Genomic DNA, 21,704 nt, shown 5'->3' with positions numbered 1-21,704 from the left:
GTCCTCCTCACGTCGTGGCGGCGCTCATGCGGCGCGCCCATAGCGCATGCAGGCCGCGCGCGGCCAGGTCTTCGGGGTGGCGCTGCACGCCGACGCCCAGCGTGGTCAGCGCATGCGCGTACGACGCCAGCAGTCGGTCGTTGCCGATCAGGTGCACCTGCGCCGGTCGCGGTGCGTGCGACAGCAGGCCCGACGCGCGCAGCTCGTGGCCGATCAGCAGGCCGGACAGGTACGACGGTAGCGCGGGCTCGGTGAACTGCTGGAACAGGCCGGTCGTGCGTACGCCGAACAGATGGTGCAGCAGGCCGCCGCCGTCGGCACTGCGCTTGAGGCCGGCATCGAACGCGTAGCCATCGAAGCGCACTTCGCCGGCCGGCATCAACCGGCCGAGGATGCTGTGCTGGCGCAGCAGCGCATACAGCTCGCCGGTCATCGCGGTGGCGATGCGCTGCACCTGACCATCGCGCACCGTCACCCACTTGCTGTGCGTGCCCGGCAGACAGACCAGATGGGTCCCGCCGGTCAGCACGTCGAGCAGCGCCGCCAGTTGTGTTTCCTCGCCGCGCATCACGTCGGGCACGCGGTCGGACTCGCTGTCGCGCAATCCCGGTACCAGCCACAGTGCGCGGTCGTCGAAACCGGGCGGCTGGAAGCGCTGCATGCCGAGCGCCAGCGCGTGGTTGCCCGCGGGGCAGGGCAGGTAAGGCATCTCGTGCCACCCGCCGCGTCCGCCGACCATGCCGCACAGCAGGACGTCGACGTCGTCCCAGCCCGCGATCTCGCGCGCCAGCACCTCACCGAAACGGCCATCGCAGGCCAGCACGCCCTGGTCGCTGCGGCGCCGCTCCCGGACCTGGCCGTCCTCGGCCATCCGGTACAGGCGCAGGCTGCTGGTACCCCAGTCGATCGCGATCATGGCAGGTGCACCCGGTCCCCGCTGCGCGCGAGCGGACGTTCGTTGCGGTGCGCGAACACGCCACCCGACAGCGGGTGCGCCGCCAGCGCGTCGGCATCGAGTCCGACGCGCGCGCTGGTGACGTACAGCGTGTCCTCACGCAGCACGCAGCACGAGGGCTGTGGCGCCGGCACGTGCACGATGCGGTCGAGGCGCCCGTCCGGCAGATAGCGCACCACGCGGCCTGCGCCCCATTGCGCATTCCACAGCGCACCTTCGTCATCGACGATGGAACCATCCGGCTCCGCGCCAGACGCGTCCAGTTCGACGAACACCTCGATGTCCGACACGGTCGCGGAGGCAGCGTCGTAGCGGCACTGCAGGATCCGCGGCGTCACCGAGTCGCAGAAGTACAGCCGCGTGCCGGCCGCGTCGAAACAGATCGAATTGGGGATCGCCGCGCGCGGCAACGCGAGTTCACGCAGCCCGTGCGTCGCGGTGTACTGATGGAAGCGGCCGACGGGACGCAGGTCGGCGTGCTCGCTCTTGGTGCCGAACACGAAGCCGCCGTGGCGGTCGGCGCGGCCGTCGTTGATGCGGGTCATCGGCTCGTCGGCGTCGACGTCGGCCAGCTTGGTCATCGCCAGCGTGCGCGCGCCGAGCTGCGCTTCGACATCGCTGGCATGCAGCCCCTTGGCGAGGCCGAGCAGCAGGCGGCCGTCCTCGCCCAGCGCCAGGCAACCGAGCGGCGCCGGCAACGACCAGGTGTGCGTGTGGCCGCTCGCGGGATCGTGTCGCCACAGTTCCGCGGCGAGGATGTCGGTCCAGTACAGCACGTGCCGACGCTCGCACCACAGGATGCCTTCGCCCAGCGCGCAGCGGCTGTCGACGGCCAGGGTCGCCAGCGCCGCGGTCACCGGATCACCATTCGGCCACGCTGCCATCGGCATGCCGCCACAGCGGGTTGCGCCAGCGCGGTGGCTGCCGGTTCGCGTCGATCAGGCGCGCCTCGTCGATCTCCACGCCCAGGCCGGGCTTCGGCAGCGCGGCGATGCTGCCGGTGGCGTCGCAGCGGAAGTCGTCCTTGTTGATGACGTAGTCCAGCAGGTCGGCACCTTCGTTGTAGTGGATGCCGATGCTCTGCTCCTGCAGCATCGCGTTGTGCGCGACGAAGTCCACCTGCAGGCAGGCGGCCAGCGCCACCGGGCCCAGCGGACAGTGTGGGGCCAGCGCCACGTCGTGCGCTTCGGCCATCGCCGCGATCTTCACGCACTCGGTGATGCCGCCCGCGTGCGACAGGTCGGGCTGCAGGATGGCCAGGCCGCCGGCCGCGAGCACCGGCTTGAACTCGGCGCGAGAATACATGCGCTCGCCGGCGGCGAGCGGGATCGAGGTCGCGTCGGACAACGGCCGGTAGTACTCCCACTGTTCCGGCAGCACCGGCTCCTCGACGAACAGCGGCTTGAACGGCGCCAGCTCGCGCAGCAGCACGCGCGCCATCGGTGCGCTGACGCGGCCGTGGAAGTCGATGCCGAAATCCACCCGGTCGCCCATCGCCTCGCGGATCGCCGCGACTTTCGCCACCGCCGCGTCGATCGCGCGCGGGCTGTCGATCAGCTTCAGCTCCTCGGTGCCGTTGAACTTGAACGTATCGAAGCCCTGCGCCTGGTAGCGCTGCATCTGCGCGACGATGTCGGCGGGGCGGTCGCCACCGACCCAGCGGTAGGTCTTCATGCGGTCGCGCACCAGCCCGCCGAGCAACTGGTACACCGGCACGCCGAGCGCCTTGCCCTTGATGTCCCACAGCGCCTGGTCGATGCCGGCGATCGCGCTCATCAGGATCGCGCCGCCACGATAGAACCCGCCGCGATAGAGCACCTGCCACAGGTCGTTGATGCGGGCGGGATCCTGGCCGACGAGGTAGTCGCCGAGTTCGTGCACGGCGGCTTCCACCGCGTGCGCGCGCCCCTCGATGACCGGCTCGCCCCAGCCGCTGATGCCCTCGTCGGTCTCGATCTTGAGGAACAGCCAGCGCGGTGCCGCGTGGTACGTAGTGAGGCGGACGATCTTCATGCGGCGTGGTCCAGGTAGGCCTGGCGGAAGCGGCGCGCGTGCTCGCGCGTCCGCTCGACCGGCTGGCCGGGTGTGTAAAGTTCGCCGCCGATGCCGGCGCCCTGACAGCCGGCTGAGAGGTAGCCGGAGAGGGTGTCGGGCGTGACGCCACCGACGGCGAATAGGGGAACCGGCGGCAGCACGCTGCGCAGGGCGCGCACCATCGCCGGTCCGTAGACGGAAGCGGGGAACAGCTTGAGCATCTGTGCGCCCGCCTCGAGCGCATCGAACGCCTCGCTGGCGGTGGCGACGCCGGCGGCGACCTGCAGGCCGCGGTCGACGGCATGCCGGATCACCGGTGGCCGAGTGTTCGGCGTCACCATCAGGCGGCCGCCCGCGGCGACCAGCGCGTCGACATCGGCGGTCGTCAGCACGGTGCCCGCACCGATCAGTGCGCGATCGCCGAACGCGCCCACCGCGACGCGCACGCTGCGCGTCCACGCCGGCGAATTGGCGGGGATCTCGATGGCGTCGTAGCCCTCGTCCACCAGCACGCCGACGTGCGCGTGCGCCTCGTCGGGCGTGATGCCGCGCAGGATCGCGATCAGCGGCAGGGCGAAGGGGAGGGCGGGCGTGTCCATGCGCTCAGTCGTGGTAGACCTGCGAGCGGCCGCCATCGATGGTGATGTCGGTGGCGTTGATGAAGCGCGCTTCGTCGCTGGCGAGGAACAGCGCCGTGTAGGCCACTTCCTCGGGGGTGCCGATGCGTTGCGGCGGCAGCAGCGCCGTCTGCTTTTCGCGGGTGCCGGGTTCGCGCTCGAACCACGCTTCGATGCGCGGCACCAGGATCAGGCCGGGCGAAATCGAATTCACCCGGATGCCGCGTGCAGCGTATTCGATGCCGAGCGAGCGGGTCAGCCCGATCAACCCGTGCTTGGCGACCGGATACGGAAAGCAGCCGGCGATGATCTTGTGCGCGTGCACCGACGCGATGTTGACGATCGAGCCGCCGCCCTGCGCCAGCATCGCCGGCAGCACCGCGCGGCACAGGTGCCACGCGCCCTTGAGATTCAGCGCCAGGCAGCGCTCCCACTCGTCGTCCGACAGCGACAGCGGATCGGAGAACACGTCGGCGCCGGCATTGTTGACCAGCACATCGATGCGTCCATGGCGCTCGCGTGCGGCATGGACGGCCGCGTCGACGGCGGCGGCATCGGTGATGTCGGCGAGATGGTGGCTCACGCCGTCATCGGCGGCGGGCGCGGGCTGGCGGTCGAGGCCGATGACCGTGGCACCTTCGCGTGCGAACAGGCGCGCGGTGGCGGCACCGATGCCGCTGGCGGCGCCGGTGACCAGCGCGACCTTGCCGGACAGGCGACGGGTCATGGGCGCCGGCTTCCGTGGGATGTGGACGCGGCGATGGCGGCGGCACGCGGGGTGCCGTCGGACTGCGGTGTCGCCATGGGACCCTCCTCCCGGCGGTGATCGGATGCGGGGACCTCCCGTGGCGGACCTGTGCCGGCCGTCCCCGGGCATCCCCTGCGCGGTCGGCCGGGCAGGGCCGACGGACCGCGTTCGAAGCGTGGCATAGCCTCGCGTGGGCATCTATGTACGACAAATGAAATTTTTGTCATAGGCTATTCCGCAGGCGAATACGTCATTCGCGCGGAGGCTTCCATGGTCCATCCCACCACCGGCTGGTTCGGCGCCACCCGCCTGAAGACCCGCCATCTGTCGCTGCTGTTGCACCTGTACGAACAGCGCTCGGTGCTGCGCGCCGCCGAGGCCGCCAACATGACCCAGCCGGCCGCCTCCAAGCTGCTGGCGGAAATGGAAAGCCTGCTCGGCGTGCCGCTGTTCGAGCGCCACGCGCGTGGCGTGGAGCCCACGTGGTACGGGCAGGTGCTGATCCGGCGCGCACGCTCGGCGCTGTCCGAGATCGGCCGCGCCCACGACGAGATCGCCGCGCTGCGCAGCGGCCGGATGGGGCAGGCCGCCATCGGCACGGTGGTGAACCCGGGCACAACGCTCGTACCGCAGGCGATCGCGGCGGTGAAGCGCGATTTCCCGGACATCCTGATCAAGGTCGAAATGGACTACAGCCGGCCGCTGGTGGCCAAGCTGCTGGATGGCCAGCTCGACATCGTGGTCGGCCGCATCATGGGCCCGGAAGGCGCGGGCGAACTGGATTTCGAGCCGCTGGCCGACGAGCCCCACGCCGTGATCGTGCGCGCCGGCCACCCGCTGACGCGGCGCCCGCGCATCACCCATGCCGACCTGGCCGACTACGGCTGGATCATGCCGCCGTCCGCCAGCGTGCTGCGCTCGCGGCTGGACGCCGTATTCCTGGAGCACGGCCAGCCGCCGCCGCAGAACATCGTGGAAACCGCGTCGCTGCCGGTGATCATCCACCTGTTGCGGCACAGCGACCTGCTGACCGCGCTGCCGGCGGAGTCGGTCGGTCCCTACCTGCAGACCGGGCAGATGTGCGTGCTGCCGATCGAGCTGGGCGTGCGCATGGAGTTCTTCGGCATCGTGCGCCGCCGCGACCAGTTGCTGTCGCCGGGGGCCGAGCGCGTGCTGGAGGCGTTGCGGGCCACCGCACGCCGGCTGTACGCCGAGCCCGATCCCTCCCGGGCCGGCGATGCGCCGCTGGTGGGCGAAGGGGCGGGCGACTGACGCGTGGCATGTATGCGTGTTCGATATAGCTGGCGATCAATATTTCATTGGTCCGGCATGTCAGCGCCGCCTATGCTCCCGCCGCAGTCTCACCACGGTGGTCCCACGGCCACCGGTTGATCGCCCGGAGCCGGCGCGACACCCGCCACGGAGGCGACCGCATCACCGACGACGACGGCCGGGGGCCGCCATCGCCGGGCGCTTCATCCGGTCACGCGATGCGCAGACATCCGCGGGCCGGGACCACAACTCAATCGCTTGTCATGTGTCCTGGGAGGGAACATCCATGTCAACGCTCCAGCGTCGCCCTGCGGCGGCCGTTCGTGCAGGCCGTTCCGACGGCCGCAAGCTGCAACCCACCGTGCTGGCGCTCGGCATCGCCCTGATGCTGGCGGCACCCGCCTATGCCCAGGACGCCGCCGCGCCGAAGCAGGAAGGCGAAAAAGCCACCGAACTCGACGCGGTCGTCGTCACCGGCATCCGCGGCTCCGTGTACAAGGCGCAGGACATCAAGCGCGACGCCGACACCTTCGTCGACTCGGTGACCGCGCTGGACATCGGTGCGCTGCCGGACCGCAGCGTGACGGAAACGCTGTCGCGCATCCCCGGCGTCACCATCGATCGCTTCCTGACCGTCGGCGATCCGGAGCACTTCTCGGCCGAGGGCGGTGGCGTGCAGGTGCGCGGCCTGACCCAGGTGCGATCGGAGCTCAACGGCCGCGACAGCTTCTCCGCCTCGGGCGGTCGTGCGCTCAGCTTCCAGGACGTGCCCGCCGAGCTGATGGCCGGCGTGGATGTCTACAAGAACCAGAAGGCCGACATGATCGAAGGCGGCCTGGGCGGCAGCGTCGACCTGCGCACCTTCATGCCGTTCGACATCGAGGGCAGCCGGTTCGGCATGTCGTTCAGCGCCAACCGTGGCGACTTCGCCGAGAAGGTGAAGCCCGCGGGCTCGGTGCTCTTCAGCAACCGCTGGGACACCGACGCGGGCGAGTTCGGCATCCTGGTCAACCTGGCCCACTCCGAACTGGCCACGCGTACCGACGGCATGTTCGTGCGGCCGTTCTTCAATACGGCCAATTCCGACCTCAACAACGACGGCACCAACGAGAACCTGTGGCTGCCGCGTGGCGCCGACTGGCGCACCCTCGAGTACGAACGCGAGCGGCAGGGCGCGTACGTCGCGCTGCAGTGGCGGCCGAACGACAACCTGGAGCTGTTCGCCACCGCGTTCCAGAGCCGCTACGACGAACTCTGGTACGAAGACGCGATCTTCGTGTCCAACGATCCGCTGCAGGTGCGCGTCGACGCCAGCCAGCCTTACGAACTGGACGGCAACGTCTTCGTTTCCGGCCGCCTGCGTTCGAACGGCGACATTCCCATGGGCACGGACATCCGCGCCTCGCACCGCAAGTCCGACACCACCGATTACTCGTTCGGTCTGAAGTGGCTGTTCAGCGACCGCACCGAGTTCTCGACCGATCTGCAGTACATCAAGGCGAACACCGAGGCGCTGGATTCCACCGTGTCGCTGGGCCTGAACGTGCCCTACATCGATATCGACCTGGGTCACGGCGTGCCGCGCATCGGCGTCGACAACCAGTTCACCGCGAACCCCGCGAACTACTACTGGGGGTTCACCATGGACCACCAGGACGACAACACCGCCGATGAGGTCGCGTGGCGTGCGGACCTGAAGCACAGCTTCGACAGCACCTTCTTCGAATCCTTCAAGGTCGGTGTCCGCGTGACCGACCGCGATGCGCACAGCATCGACACCGGTTACGACTGGCAGCCCGTGTTCCAGCCATGGATGCAGTGGTGGGCCGTCCCGGGCGGCGTGCCGCTGCCGGGCCTGGACCTCAACGGCACCGTCAATTCCAGCCTCACCAACCTGGTCACGTTCGACAACTTCTACCGCGGTGGCGCGTCCACGCCCGGCTCGTTCTACTCGCCCGTGCTGGCGACCGCGCTCGGCTTCCCGAACAGCTACCTCGACATCCACGGTGCGGCCATCCCGTACTACCTGCCCGGCGCACCATACGGCCAGATCACCCCGCGCAACCTCGCCGATCCGCAGTGGGGCAACGTGCAGAACGAAAAGACCTACGCCGCCTACGCGATGCTGAACTTCGCGATGGACGACGTGCGCATCGACGGCAACGTCGGCGTCCGCGTGGTGCGCACCGAGAACAGCGCCGAAGGCTACCTGGTCTATCCGAACAACGCGTTCGCGCCCTACCTGGGTACGGGCCAGTCCGAGCCGATTTCGGCGGAGAACTCGTACACCGACGTGCTGCCCAGCGCCAACGTGAAGTGGGAGCCGGCGGAGAACTGGATCGTGCGCTTCGCCGCGTCCAAGGCGGTCGCCCGTCCGGCCTTCAGCGACATGCAGGCCTATCAGGTGCTGAGCGTGGCCGTGCGCGACGGCGTCAATCCGCAACCGGGCGACGAGCTGGGTCCGGAAGACCTGGAGCTCACCGGCAACTCCACCGACAACCCGTACCTGACGCCGATGAAGGCCAACCAGTTCGACCTGTCGCTGGAGTGGTACTTCGCCCCCGACAGCGGCGGCATGGCCTGGGTGAACTTCTTCTACAAGGACATCAAGGACTACTTCCGCCAGCAGACCGAACTGCTCGCCTATCCGGGTGTCGACGGCAACGAGTACGACTACCGCGTGTCGCGGCTGGTCAACATCGGCAAGGCGAAGATCCAGGGCGCCGAGATCGGCTGGAACCAGTTCTTCGATTTCCTGCCGGCGCCGTTCGATGGCTTCGGCATGTCGGCCAACTACACCTACATCGACAGCACCACGAAGATCCCCGCGGCCTCGAACGCGGTGCCGGTCGATACGGACGGTTCGCTGTTCGACGACCTGCCGGCCGACGGCCTGTCGAAGAACTCCTACAACGTGGCGGCGTTCTACGAGAAGGGGCCGTGGCAGATCCGCCTGGCCTACAACTGGCGCAGCGAGTACCTGCTGTCGATCGGTCCGAACGGCTACAACGGCGGCGATGGCGGCATCCCGTGGAAGCTGCCGGTCTACAGCGACAGCTTCGGCCAGCTGGACGGGTCGATCTTCTACCGCTTCTCCGACAACGTGCAGCTCGGCCTCGAGATGAACAACCTCAACAACGCCGAGCAGCGCACGCTGATGGACCAGAACGGCGCGGGCAAGCGCACCACGTCGTGGTACGTCAACGACCGCCGCTACGCCGCGACGCTCCGCTTCACGTTCTGACGCTGCATCGAGCGGAACGGCCGGTGTTTCTCCGGCCGTTCCGTCGCAAGGGGGTGCGCATCCTGCCGGCGCACCGGCTGTTCCTCCGACAGGAGACATCGTGCTCACGCTTCGCCTGATCCTCGCGCTTTCCGTTTTCCTGCTGGTGCCCGGCGCGGCGGCGAAGGATGACGTTACCGGCTATCGCTGGCGCAGCGTCGCCGTCGGCGGTGGCGGTTTCGTCAGCGGCCTGGTGTTCCATCCGCACGAGAAAGGCCTGCTGTACGCGCGCACCGACATCGGCGGCGCCTACCGCTGGCTGCCGGGCGAGCATCGCTGGCAGCCGCTGATGGACTGGATGGGGCACGAGGACAGCGGACGTTTCGGCGTGGAGAGCCTGGCGCTGGATCCGTCCGATCCCGATCGTCTCTACCTTGCCGTCGGTACCTACCTGCATGAGCGCGGGGCGGATGGCGCGATCCTGCGCTCCGGCGACCGCGGTGCGACGTTCCAGCGGACCGCCTTGCCGTTCAAGTTCGGCGGCAACGAACAGGGACGCGGCAACGGTGAGCGTCTTGCCGTCGATCCCAACGATGGCCGCGTGGTGATGTTCGGCACGCGCGCCGACGGCCTGTGGCGCAGCGACGACGCCGGTGCGCAGTGGCGCGAGGTGAAGGGCTTCCCTGCCGTGGCGAAAGCGCGCTCGGCGTGGGCCGCCGGCTGGCGCGACCTGCGTCCGGTCGGCATCGCGTTCGTGGTGTTCGATCCCGCCAGTGGTGCACGCGGCACGCCGTCGAAGACGCTGTATGCCGGGGTGTCCACGAAGGAGACCAGCCTGTTCCGCTCCCACGATGGTGGCGCGAACTGGGAGGCGGTGCCGGGCCAACCGGTCGGCCTGCGCCCCAGCCACATGGTGCGTGATGCGCGCGGACGCTGGCTGCTGAGCTATGGCGACGAGCCGGGCCCGAACAACATGGCCGATGGCGCGGTATGGCGCTTCGATCCCGCCGGTGACCGCTGGGAGGACATCACGCCGGTGCGGCGCGCGAAGACCGACGCCGGCTTCGGCTGGGGGGCGGTCGCGGTGCAGGCCGACAACCCGGACGTGCTCATCGCCAGCACGTTCCGTCGCTACCAGCCGCACGACGACCTCTATCGCAGCCTCGATGGCGGGCGCACGTGGGCGGCACTGTTCCCGCGTTCGAGCTTCGACCATGCGTCCGCGCCGTGGACGGCGGACGCCAAGCCGCACTGGATGGCGGACATCGAGATCGATCCGTTCGACCCGGACCGCCTGCTGTTCGTCACCGGCTACGGCGTCTGGGCCTCGACCAATGCGCGCGCGTTCGATGGCGGCGCGACGATGCAATGGCGCTTCGAACAGGCCGGCTTCGAGGAGACGGTGCCGCTGGCGCTGGTCAGCCCGCCGCAAGGCGCGCACCTGGTCAGCGGGCTGGGCGATGTCGACGGCTTCGTGCACGACACGCTGGACGTCTCGCAGCAGCGCTTCGCCGGTGTCCGCTTCTCCAACACCGAAAGCCTGGCGTTCGCCGGGCGTGTGCCGCAGGTGATGGTGCGCACGGGCTACTTCCACAACCGGCCGGAGGGCGCGGTGCGAGGCGCCTGGTCCAACGACGGCGGCCGTACCTGGACCGCGTTCGCAAGCGAACCGCCCGACGGCGAGGGCGCCGGCCACATCACGCTCGCGGCCGACGGCAAGCGCGCGATCTGGCGCCCGCGCAACGGCGAGCACCACTGGATCACCGCCGACATGGGCGGGCGCTGGCAGCAGGTGAAAGGCTTGCCGAAGACGGCGGTGGTCGAGGCCGACCGCGTCGACGAGGGGATCTACTACGGCTTCGATGCCATCAGCGGCCGGCTTTACGTCAGCGGCAACGGCGGGGTCGCCTTCGAGGAAGTGCGCGCCCCGGTCGGCGAGATCGGCGACTGGTACCGCGCCGAGATCCGGCCGCATCCGGACAGATCGGGCGAAGCCTGGATCGCCGCCTCGTGGCGTGGGCTGCTACATCTGGCACCCGGCAAGCTGCAGCGCGTGCCTGGCGTGGACAACGTCATGTCGGTGGGCCTGGGCAGGCCGGCGAAGGACGGCGATGTGCCGGTGCTGTTCGTGTTCGGCGAAGTGCGGGGCCAGCGCGGCCTCTACCGGTCCGACGACGCGGGACGCCGCTGGCACCGGATCGACACCGATGCGCTGCGGTTTGGCGGCATCATCCGCCATGTGACAGGCGATCCCCGCCTGCACGGCCGCGTCTACTTCGGTACCGAAGGACGCGGCATCTGGCATGGAGATCCGCAGTGAATAGATTCACCACCGTCCTACTCGCTCTACTCGCCGTCCCCGCCGCGCAGGCGGTCGAACTACCGCGTCTGTTTTCCGACGGCATGGTCGTGCAGCGCGACCAGCCCGTACAGGTCTGGGGCCGCGCCGCGCCCGGCGCGCGCATCGCCGCGAGCTTCGCCGAGGGCGAAGCGATCATCGTCCAGGCCGACGAAGAGGGGCGCTGGTCGCTGGAACTGCCGGCGCAGACCGCCGGTGGTCCGTACGTGATGCGCATCGACGACGGCACGCAGCCGCGCGTGCTGCGCGACGTGCTGGTCGGTGACGTGTGGCTGGCCAGTGGCCAGTCGAACATGGAATGGCCGATCGCGCAGTCGGCGGATCCCGAGACGGAGGCCGCGCGCGCGACCGATCCGCAGATCCGCCATTTCAAGATTCCCAAGTCCTGGGCGGGCGAACCGCAGGCCGACCTCGCCGGCGGCGAGTGGGTGGCCTCGTCGCCGCAGGCCGCCGCCAGGTTCTCCGCGGTCGCGCACTTCTTCGCGCGCGAACTGCGCAAGGTGACCGGCGTGCCGATCGGCATCATCGACAGTACCTGGGGCGGCAGCCGCATCGAGGCGTGGATGGATGCGTCATCGCAGCGGCTGGACGAACAGGCGCTGGCGACGCAGGCGGAAAAGCTTCGCGCCGACGACGAGCGCGCGCTGGCGCAGACGCGACAGAACCTCGCGCGCTGGCCCGCGCTGCCCGTCGATGACGCCGGCTGGCAGGCGCCGAAACTGAAGCTGTCCGCGTGGACGCCGATCCGGGTGCCGTCGCTGTGGGAGGCCACCGGCTGGACGGGCATGGACGGCGTGGCCTGGTATCGCACCACGTTCACGCTGACGGCCGACGAAGCCGCGGCCGGCGTCACCCTCGGCGTCGGCCGCATCGACGACTCCGACATCACCTGGGTCAACGGCACGCAGGTCGGCGAGACGCGCATGCAGTACAACCAGCCGCGCCGCTACGTCGTACCGGCGTCCGCGCTGCGCAAGGGCGTCAACCATGTCGCCGTGCGGGTGTCGGACACCGGCGGGGGTGGTGGCATCCATGGCGAGGTCGCCGAGGTCTTCGTCCAGCCGCAGGGCGGCGCGCCGCGCGCGCTGGCGGACTGGTCGTTCCGGCCGAGCAACGTCACCGTCGCCCTGATCGACGACAAGAACCAGCACCCGACCCTGCTGTACAACGCGATGATCCATCCGTTGCAGCCCTATGCGCTGCGCGGCGTGATCTGGTACCAGGGCGAGTCGAACGCGAACACGGTCGCTGAGGCGCTGCGCTACCGCCGGCAGTTTCCCGCGCTGATCGACCAGTGGCGGACGCAATGGCGCACGCAGTGGGATGCGCCGAGCCTGCCGTTCCTGTGGGTCCAGCTGGCCAACTTCTCCTCCGGCGCAGACAAGGGCGACGAAAGCCCATGGGCGACGCTGCGCGAGGCGCAGTCGATGACGCTGTGGATGCCCGGTACCGCCCAGGTGGTGACGATCGACATCGGCAATCCGTCCGACATCCATCCGCTCAACAAGCAGGACGTCGGCAAGCGGCTCGCACTGGCGGCGCGCCACGTGGCGTACGGCGAAACGGTCGCGTTCCACGGACCGGTGCCGCAGTACACCCGCTTCGAGGGCAGCGCGGCGCACGTCGAGTTCGGCACCTCCGGCGGCACGCTGGCCGTGCGCGGCGGCGGCACGCGGGTGCATGGCTTCGCGCTGGCCGGCACCGACCAGGTGTTCCACCCGGCGGAGGCGGTGCTGCAGGACGGACGCGTGGTGGTGCGCAGTGCGGCGGTGCCGCGACCCGCAGCCGTGCGCTACGGCTGGTCCGACAACCCGGTCGATGCCGATCTGATCAACACCGACCAGCTGCCGGCCTCGCCGTTCCGCAGCGACAACTGGTGAACCTGGAGTCTTCCTGATGATGCCTCGCCTGTTCCGCTCGTTCGTGTCCTCCGGCCTCCTGGCCGCCTCGCTGCTGCTGGTCGCCTGCCAACCCGGCGGCGATGCGGCCAGCACGGGCGAAGCCGGCAGGGCGGCCGACGCGCGCGACGGCGGCGAGGCGCCGATCCCGCAGATCGTCAGCAAGGACGGCCGCCACGCCCTGATGGTCGATGGCGCGCCGTTCCTGATCCTCGGCGCGCAGGTCAACAACTCCAGCAACTGGCCGCAGGCACTGGACGACGTCTGGCCGGCGATCGACGTGGTCAAGCCGAACACGGTGATGGTGCCGGTGGCCTGGGAACAGGTCGAGGCGAAGGAAGGCACGTTCGACTTCTCCTTCGTCGACGTGCTGCTGAAGCAGGCGCGCGAGAAGGACGTGCGGCTGATCCTGCTGTGGTTCGCGACCTGGAAGAACAACGGCCCGAACTACGCGCCGGCCTGGGTGAAGCTCGACAACGCGCGCTTCCCGCGCGTCGTCACCGCCGACGGCCGCACGCTGAACTCGTTGTCGCCGCACGCGCAGGCCACGCTGGACGCCGACCGAAAGGCCTTCGTCGCGCTGATGACGCACCTCAAGGCGGCGGATCCGCAGCGCACCGTCATCATGGTGCAGCCGCAGAACGAGCCCGGCACCTACGGCAGCGTGCGCGACTTCTCGCCGCTGGCGCAGCAGGTGTTCGACGGGCCGGTGCCCTCGGCCCTGCTGAAGAAGCTGGGCAAGTCGCCGGGCACCTGGCATGCGGTGTTCGGCGCCGACGCGGACGAGTTCTTCCACGCCTGGCATATCGCGCACTACATCGACCAGGTCGCGGAAGCGGGCAAGGCCGTCTACCCGCTGCCGATGCTGGTCAACGCCGCATTGCGCGGACCGTTCAACCCGGGCCAGCCCGGCCAGTACGCCAGTGGCGGACCGACCGACAACGTGCTCGACGTCTACAAGGCCGCGGCGCCGCACATCGACCTGCTGGCGCCCGACATCTACATGCCGGAGTACACGCACTACACCACGGTGCTGGACCGTTACTCGCGCCCCGACAACCCGCTGTTCGTCGCCGAGACCGGCAACCGCGAGGAGTACCCGCGCTATTTCTTCTCCGCGCTGGGCGAGCAGGCGATCGGATGGTCGCCGTTCGGGATCGACTACTCGCGCTATTCCAACTGGCCGCTCGGCGCCAAGCACCTGGACGAGAAAGCGCTGGAGTCGTTCGCACTGAACTACGCCATCGTGCGGCCGGCGGCGCGCGTCATCGCGCAGGCCAGTTTCGAGGGCAAGGTGCGCGGCACTGCCGAGCAGCCCGGCCAGGCGGTGCAGACGGTGAAGATCGACGACCGCTGGAACATGGTGGTGACCTACGGCGTGCCGCAGTTCTGGTTCCAGGGCGAACCGCCGGGCAATCCCGAACCCATCGGCCGCGCGCTGGTGGTGCAGCTCGGGGCGGACGAATTCCTCGTCGCCGGCGCGCATGCGCGCATCAACATCGATGCGGCGGATCCGGCCGTCGCCGCGCGACAGATCTACGAGTACGTCGACGAGGGCACCTACGTCGACGGCAAATGGGTGTTCCGTCGCCGCTGGAACGGCGACCAGACCGATTACGGCCTCAATTTCTCCAGCGTCCCGCAACTGCTGCGGGTGAAGCTGGCGACGTATTGATCGATCCGCGGACCGGCCTCGCCGGTCCCAGAACCCGGGTGCCCACGCACCCGAACGAGGAGCAAGCGATGGGTTATCTGAAGACGTTGACGGTGCCGCTGCTGGCCCTGGCCGCGGCGGGCGCCAACGCGGCGGACAACGGCGTGGTCGAGAAGATCGCGCACGGCGTGATCGTGCGTCCGACCGACGCCACGGCCGCCGATGTGAAGGTGGAGGCTGTCGCCCCCGGGATCCTGCGCGTGATGGCCGATCCCGATGGGGACTTCGCGCGCACGCCCAGCCTGATGCGGGCGAAGACGGGCGCGCCGCCGGCCGTGAAGGTCGGCGAGGCGGGCGGGCAGGTGTCGGTATCCACCCAGGGCATCTCGGCGACGGTCGATGCGCGCACGGGCCGGGTCAGCTTCTTCGATGCCGCCGGCAAGCCGCTGCTCGCCGAGCATGCGCGCACGTTCACCCCGACGCAGGTCGAGGGCAAGGATTACTACAGCATCCGCCAGCGCTTCGAATCGCCGGCCGACGAGGCCTTCTACGGCACCGGCCTGCACCAGCAGGGCTGGATGAACCTGAAGGGCCGCGATGTCGAACTGCTCCAGCACAACATCGACAAGGCGATTCCCTATCTGGTCTCCACGCGCCACTACGGCATCCTGTGGGACAGCAACGCGATCACCCGTTACGGCGATCCGCGTGGCCTGCAGCCGCTGGGGGCGTCGCTCGACCTGTTCGACGCGCAGGGCAAGCCGGGCGCGCTGACCGCGCGCTACAGCGTCAACGGCAAGCAGGTGGTCGCGCGTCGCGAGAGCGAAGTGAACTACCAGTACATCAAGGACCTGGCGAACTTCCCGGAGAAGGGAAAGAACCTGGCCACCGGCGGCCGCAGCGAGGTGGTCTGGGAAGGCGAAATCGCCGCGCGCAGCGACGGCCGCCACACGTTCTCGCTGTACAACAGCGAGTACGCCAAGCTCTACATCGACGGCAAGCTGGTGCTCGACCGCTGGCGCCAGAACTGGAATCCGTGGCACCACGAGTTCGCGCTGGACATGAAGGCCGGCCAGCGGCACACGGTGAAGCTGGAGTGGGACCGCATTGAACCGGCTTACGTCGCGCTGCTGCATCGCGATCCGCTGCCGGCCGATGAGGCGAGGGACCTGTCGATCTGGTCCGAGGCCGCGCACGCCATCGACTACTACGTGGTCGCCGGCGACGACGCTGACCAGGTGCTGGCCGGCTACCGCACGCTGACCGGCAAGGCCGTGCTGCTGCCGAAGTGGTCGTACGGTTTCTGGCAGAGCCGCGAGCGCTACAAGACGCAGGCCGAGCTGACCGGCGCGCTGGACGAGTACCGCAAGCGCAAGCTGCCGATCGACGCCATCGTGCTCGACTGGTCGTACTGGCCGGAGGACGCCTGGGGCTCGCATGATTTCGACGCGAAGAACTTCCCGGATCCGGACGGCATGGTCGATCACGTCCACGACCAGCACGCGCAGATCATGATCTCGGTGTGGCCGAAGTTCTATCCGACCACCGCGAACTACAAGGAACTCGACGCCGCCGGCCACATGTACCACCGCAACGTCGAGGTGGGCGAGCTGGACTGGATCGGCAAGGGCTACCTCAACTCCTTCTACGATCCGTACTCGAAGGAAGCGCAGGACATCTTCTGGCGCCAGGTCGACGGCAAGCTCAACCGCAAGGGCTTCGATGCCTGGTGGCTGGATGCCAGCGAGCCCGACCTGCACAGCAACATCGACATCGGCGAGCGCAAGGCGCGCACCACGCCGACCGCGCTGGGCCCGTCGGTGGAGTTCTTCAACTCGTATCCGCTGGTGCACTCCGAAGGCGTCTACCGCGGCTCGCGCGAGCAGGATCCGGACAAGCGCGTCTTCATCCTGTCGCGCGCGTTCTTCGCCGGACAGCAGCGTGCCGGTGCGGCGTTCTGGAGCGGCGACATCGTGCCGCGCTGGGACGACCTGCGCGAGCAGATCTCCGGCCTGGTCAATGCCTCGATGGCCGGCGCGCCCAACGTCAGCTTCGACATCGGCGGCTTCTCGCCGGAGCGTCGCTACGAGACCAAGGATCCCGCGCACCTGGCCGAATGGCGCGAGCTGAGCCTGCGCTGGTTCCAGCACGGCGCCTTCGTGCCGATCTTCCGCCTGCACGGCCAGTTCCCGTACCGCGAGATCTGGGAGATCGCGCCGGAAGGCACGCCGCACTACGACAGCTTCGTGCACTACCTGAAGTTGCGCTACACGTTGCTGCCATACATCTACACGCTGGCAGGCGATACCTGGCAGAAGGACGGCACGATCCTGCGCACGCTGGCGATGGATTTTCCCGCCGATCCGCAGGTGCGCGACATCGCCGACCAGTACCTGTTCGGGCCCGCGTTCCTGGTTGCGCCGGTGACATCGTTCAAGGCGACCACGCGTCAGGTCTATCTGCCGGCCGGCACGAGCTGGATCGACTTCGAGACCGGCAAGCGCTACGCCGGTGGCCAGACCATCGACGCCGCCGCACCGCTGCAGCGCATGCCGCTGTTCGTCCGCGCCGGCGCCATCGTGCCGCGCACGGTCGTGCAGCAGTACGTGGACGAAAAGCCCGATGCGCCGCTGACGATCGAGGTCTACACCGGCGCCGACGGCACGTTCTCGCTGTACGAGGACAACGGCCGCAGCTACGGCTACGAGCGCGGCGAGTCCAGCCGCATCCCGCTGGCGTGGAACGACAAGGCGGGCGAGCTGCGCATCGGTGCACGCGAGGGGCGCTACCCGGGCATGGCGGCTTCGCGCGAGGTGCGGGTGCGCTTCATCGACGGTCCGCGCGCCGATGCCGGCACGCTGGAGCCGCAGGGCGACGTCACCGTGCGCTACGACGGCAAGGCGCAGGTCGTGCGGTTTCCCCGCACTGCACGATGACAGGCGCGTGGTCGGGCGGCACCATGGTAACCGGTAGACAAAAGCTGTCCGGGAGGGCCGGATGATGCAGTTCCCGCGCCCGGGCATGCCGCCGGACGCCATCGATGCCGCCGCACCGCGCGATCCTGCGCGCCGGTCGCTGTTCAAGGGCGTGGCGGCCGCCGCGGTGGTCGCGGGCCTGCCCTCGGGCGCAGGCGCGGCGCCGGCGGGCGCGATGTCCGCGCGGGACCTGCGGCTCTGGTATCGCCAGCCGGCGCGGGTCTGGGTGGAGGCGTTGCCGGTCGGCAACGGCCGCCTGGGTGCGATGGTCTTCGGCGGCGTGGCGCACGAGCGCCTGCAGCTCAACGAAGACACGCTGTACGCGGGCGGGCCGTACTTCGCGATCAATCCACGCGCGCGGGAGAACCTGCCGCGCGTGCGCGAAGCCGTGTTCGCCGGCCGCTACGCCGACGCCGAGGCGCTGGCCAATGCCACCCTGATGGCGGAGCCGCTGAAGCAGATGCCGTTCCAGCCGCTGGGCAACCTGTGGCTGCAGTTCGATCGTCTGGACGGGGTGTCCGACTACGTACGCGAGCTGGACCTCGACGCCGCCGTCGCGCGCACGTCGTTCCGCGTCGGTGCGGGCGTGCACCGGCGCGAGGTATTCGTGTCGCCGGTCGACCAGTGCCTGGTGATGCGCTGCGCCGTCGAGGGGGGCGACGCCATGATCGGTCGCATCCGGACCGCCAACGAACATGCCACGACGACCCGCATCGCCGACGGCGGTTGGCTGGTCGCGGGTCGCAACGTCGACAAGTTCGGCATCGAAGGACGGCTGCGGTTCGCATTCCGTGTGGACGTCCGCCACCAGGGAGGCTGGGTCCGCGTCGAGCAGGACCAGATCGTGTTCGACGGCGTGCGCGAGCTGGAGTTGCGACTGGTCGCCGCGACCAGCTACCTCCGCTACGACGATGTCGGCGGAGATCCGGAAGCGATCACGGCAAGGCAGTTGGAAAGCGTACGGGCGAAAGGGTTCGCCGCCTTGCAGGCCGACCACCTCGTCGAGCATCGCCGCCTGTTCCATCGCGTGCGGCTGGACCTCGGTCGTACCGCGGCCGCGGAACTGCCGACGGACGAGCGCATCGCGGGGTTCACGCATGGCGACGATCCCGCGCTGGTCTCGCTGTACCACGCCTATGGACGTTACCTGCTGATCTGCAGTTCGCGCCCGGGTACCCAGCCGGCCAACCTTCAGGGCATCTGGAACGACCTGATGGATCCGCCGTGGGAGAGCAAGTACACCATCAACGTCAACACCGAGATGAACTACTGGCCGGCGGAGGCCAATGCGCTGGCCGAGTGCGTCGAGCCGCTGGCGCGCATGATCGGCGACCTGGCCGAGACCGGCGCGCGCATGGCGCGCGAGATGTACGACGCGCCGGGTTGGGTGGCGCACCACAACACCGACCTGTGGCGCCAGACCGGACCGATCGACGGCGCGCAGTGGGGCCTGTGGCCGATGGGCGGCGCGTGGTTGCTGCAGCAGCTGTGGGATCGCTGGGACTACGGCCGCGATCCCGCCGACCTGCGCCGCCTGTGGCCCTGGCTGCGTGGCGCGGCCTCATTCTTCGCGGCGACGCTGCAACGCGATCCCGCCACCGGCGCGATGGTCACGGTGCCGTCGATCTCGCCGGAGAACGTGCATCCTTTCGGTGCCACCGTCTGCGCCGGTCCGACGATGGACGCGCAAATCCTGCGCGATCTGTTCGGCCAGTGCATCGAGGCCGCGCGCGTACTGGGCGTGGATGCCGATTTCGCCACGCAGCTCACGGCGCTGCGCGAGCAGTTGCCGCCGAACCGCATCGGCAAGGCGGGCCAGTTGCAGGAATGGCAGCAGGACTGGGATACGCAGGCGCCGGAGATCCACCACCGCCACATCTCGCACCTGTACGGCCTGCATCCCAGCGCGCAGATCAACCTGCGCGACACGCCGGAGCTCGCGCGCGCTGCACGCCGCACCCTGGAAATCCGCGGCGACGACGCCACCGGCTGGGGCATCGCATGGCGGCTGAACTTCTGGGCGCGCCTGTGGGATGGCGAGCGCAGCCTGAAGATCCTGCGCATGCTGCTGTCGCCGCAGCGCAGCTACCCGAACCTGTTCGATGCGCATCCGCCGTTCCAGATCGACGGCAACTTCGGCGGCACCGCCGGCATCGTCGAGATGCTGGTGCAGAGCTGGGGTGGCTCGATCTTCCTGCTGCCCGCACTGCCGGGCGTGTGGCGCGACGGCGAGCTGCAAGGCGTGCGCGTGCGCAACGCCGCGCACCTGGACCTGTCCTGGAAAGGCGGTCGCTTCGCGCAGGCGACGCTGCACTCGGACAAGGGCGGGCGCTACCAGTTGGTCCATGCGGACAGCACGCTCGATCTCGAACTCGCCGCCGGCGCTTCGGCGACGGTGAAGCTGCGCCAGGGCGCATTGGTGAAGGCATGACAGTGAAGGAATCCCGATGAGTCTGGTCGCCGGCATCGACGCGGGCACGCAGAGCCTGAAGGTGGTGGTCTACGATCCCGCCACGCGCGCCCTCGTCGCCAGCGCCAGCGTGCCGCTCGACCTGACGAGCGGTGACGATGGCAGTCGCGAGCAGCAGCCCGCCGATTGGGTGGCGGCGATGCACGGCTGCTTCGCCCGCATCGATCCTGACGTGCGCTCACGCATCGTGGCGCTGGCGGTGTCCGGACAACAGCACGGTTTCGTGCCCGTGGATGCTGACGGCAACGTACTGGCGCCCGCCAAGCTGTGGTGCGACACCAGCACGACCGCCGAGTGCGGGCAGATCATGAACGCGGTCGGCGGCGCGGCGGGCACCATCGAACTGGCCGGCAACCCGATTCTCGCCGGTTACACCGCGTCGAAGCTGCCGTGGACGAAGACGCACCGGTCCGACGCCTATGCGCGGCTGGCGACCATCCTGCTGCCGCACGACTACCTCAACTTCGTGCTGACCGGGCAGCGGTTCTGCGAATACGGCGATGCCTCCGGTACCGGATGGCTCGACGTGCGCACGCGTACCTGGTCGGCCGACCTGCTGCGCGCGACGGATCCGGAACGCGATCTCGCCGCCTGCCTGCCGCCGATCGCGGCGCCCGAGACGCTGTTCGACATCGACGCGGCGACCGCTGCGCGCCTGGGCCTGCCGCCGACGGTGAAGGTCGCCGTCGGTGGCGGCGACAACATGATGGCGGCCATCGGCACCGGCTGCGTGGAAGAGGGACGCCTGGCGATGAGCCTGGGTACCTCCGGGACGCTGTTCGCGTACTCGGACACGCCGGTGGTCGATCCGGCCGGCGCGTGGGCGGCGTTCTGTTCGTCCACCGGTGGCTGGCTGCCACTGATCTGCACGATGAACTGCACGGTGGCGACCGAGCAGGTCGCGAAGGCCTTCGGTTTCAGCACCCGTGACGGCGATGTCCACCTGCGCACGACGCCGCCCGGCGCGGACGGGCTGGTGATGTTGCCCTTCCTCAACGGCGAGCGCACGCCCGACCTGCCGTTGGGCAAGGGCGTATTGGCCGGACTGGATACGACGAACTTCTCGCCGGCGCATCTCTACCGCGCCGCGATGGAAGGCGCGACCTACAGCCTGAAGTACGGCTTCGATGCCTTCGTCCGTGCCGGCATGCGCTTCGAGCGCATCGTGCTGACCGGTGGCGGCAGCAACAGCGCCGCATGGCGGCAGTTGGTCGCCGATGTGTTCGACCTGCCGGTCGATGTGCCGGTGCAAGCCGAAGGCGCGGCTTTCGGTGCGGCGCTGCAAGCGCTCTGGGCGTGGGACAAGGCGCAGGGCAGCGAAAGGTCCATCGCCGAGGTCACGCGCACGCACGTGGCCGTCGATCCCGCCCTGTCCGCCACCCCCGACGCGTCCCGTGCCCCCGCCTATGCGGCGGCCTATCACCGCTTCCTCCAGTACCTCGACGCCGTCACCCCGCTGCAACGCGGCTGACGTTCCCCCGCGATATTCCGCACAACCA

General features: G+C 69.2%; 13 protein-coding genes. 8 read left to right on the top strand and 5 right to left on the bottom strand.

Annotated elements, in window-relative coordinates; genetic code table 11:
• Nucleotides 1-7: 7 nt before the first annotated feature.
• The 5 genes from IB230_RS15530 to IB230_RS15510 are packed head-to-tail and all read right to left on the bottom strand — an operon-like array spanning nucleotide 8 to nucleotide 4,333.
• Nucleotides 8-916 (bottom strand): 2-dehydro-3-deoxygalactonokinase, encoded by a 909-nt coding sequence (locus IB230_RS15530; RefSeq protein WP_192273689.1) that lies wholly within the window; start codon nucleotides 914-916, stop codon nucleotides 8-10.
• Complete coding sequence (locus IB230_RS15525; RefSeq protein WP_192273688.1) at nucleotides 913-1,839, bottom strand: SMP-30/gluconolactonase/LRE family protein; 927 nt, start codon at nucleotides 1,837-1,839, stop codon at nucleotides 913-915. The genes IB230_RS15530 and IB230_RS15525 overlap by 4 nt, the downstream gene beginning before the upstream one ends.
• Nucleotides 1,817-2,968, bottom strand: a complete 1,152-nt coding sequence (gene dgoD / locus IB230_RS15520; RefSeq protein ID WP_192273687.1) for a galactonate dehydratase — start codon at nucleotides 2,966-2,968, stop codon at nucleotides 1,817-1,819. The genes IB230_RS15525 and dgoD overlap by 23 nt, the downstream gene beginning before the upstream one ends.
• Complete coding sequence (locus tag IB230_RS15515) at nucleotides 2,965-3,588, bottom strand: 2-dehydro-3-deoxy-6-phosphogalactonate aldolase (RefSeq protein ID WP_192273686.1); 624 nt, start codon at nucleotides 3,586-3,588, stop codon at nucleotides 2,965-2,967. Before IB230_RS15515 ends, dgoD begins: the two co-directional genes overlap by 4 nt.
• A gap of 4 nt (nucleotides 3,589-3,592) precedes the next feature.
• Nucleotides 3,593-4,333: an SDR family oxidoreductase gene (locus tag IB230_RS15510; protein ID WP_192273685.1), complete on the bottom strand. Its 741-nt coding sequence runs from the start codon at nucleotides 4,331-4,333 to the stop codon at nucleotides 3,593-3,595.
• Nucleotides 4,334-4,624: 291 nt separating this feature from the next.
• On the opposite strand from IB230_RS15510, the gene IB230_RS15505 reads away from it, so the two are divergent.
• The 8 genes from IB230_RS15505 to xylB all read left to right on the top strand — a co-directional run bounded on the left by IB230_RS15505 (nucleotide 4,625) and on the right by xylB (nucleotide 21,676).
• Nucleotides 4,625-5,626: a LysR substrate-binding domain-containing protein gene (locus IB230_RS15505; protein WP_192273684.1), complete on the top strand. Its 1,002-nt coding sequence runs from the start codon at nucleotides 4,625-4,627 to the stop codon at nucleotides 5,624-5,626.
• Between the two features lie 286 nt (nucleotides 5,627-5,912).
• Nucleotides 5,913-8,870, top strand: coding sequence for a TonB-dependent receptor (locus IB230_RS15500; RefSeq protein ID WP_225589535.1), 2,958 nt, complete (start codon nucleotides 5,913-5,915; stop codon nucleotides 8,868-8,870).
• 100 nt (nucleotides 8,871-8,970) lie between these two features.
• Nucleotides 8,971-11,169, top strand: a complete 2,199-nt coding sequence (locus IB230_RS19770; protein WP_343227334.1) for a cellulase — start codon at nucleotides 8,971-8,973, stop codon at nucleotides 11,167-11,169.
• 83 nt (nucleotides 11,170-11,252) lie between these two features.
• Entirely contained in the window at nucleotides 11,253-13,088 is a 1,836-nt protein-coding gene (locus IB230_RS19765; protein ID WP_225589632.1) for a sialate O-acetylesterase, read from the top strand.
• A 16-nt stretch (nucleotides 13,089-13,104) separates the two neighbouring features.
• On the top strand, nucleotides 13,105-14,781 hold the full coding sequence (locus tag IB230_RS15490) for a DUF5597 domain-containing protein (protein WP_192273682.1): 1,677 nt from the start codon (nucleotides 13,105-13,107) through the stop codon (nucleotides 14,779-14,781).
• A 68-nt stretch (nucleotides 14,782-14,849) separates the two neighbouring features.
• The gene (locus tag IB230_RS15485; RefSeq protein WP_225589534.1) at nucleotides 14,850-17,696 is read left to right on the top strand and encodes a TIM-barrel domain-containing protein; all 2,847 of its coding nucleotides are present in this window, start codon (nucleotides 14,850-14,852) and stop codon (nucleotides 17,694-17,696) included.
• Between the two features lie 64 nt (nucleotides 17,697-17,760).
• Nucleotides 17,761-20,166, top strand: a complete 2,406-nt coding sequence (locus IB230_RS15480; RefSeq protein ID WP_343227333.1) for a glycoside hydrolase family 95 protein — start codon at nucleotides 17,761-17,763, stop codon at nucleotides 20,164-20,166.
• A gap of 16 nt (nucleotides 20,167-20,182) precedes the next feature.
• A complete protein-coding gene (gene xylB, locus IB230_RS15475) occupies nucleotides 20,183-21,676 on the top strand; it encodes a xylulokinase (RefSeq protein ID WP_192273680.1) in 1,494 nt (497 codons plus the stop codon).
• Nucleotides 21,677-21,704: the final 28 nt, after the last annotated feature.

Origin of the sequence: Pseudoxanthomonas sp. PXM01 (assembly GCF_014851815.1) — a bacterium.
Classification (GTDB): domain Bacteria; phylum Pseudomonadota; class Gammaproteobacteria; order Xanthomonadales; family Xanthomonadaceae; genus Pseudoxanthomonas_A.
Note: the sequence above shows the minus strand (reverse complement) of the source record. Positions and strands in the feature narration are given on the sequence as shown.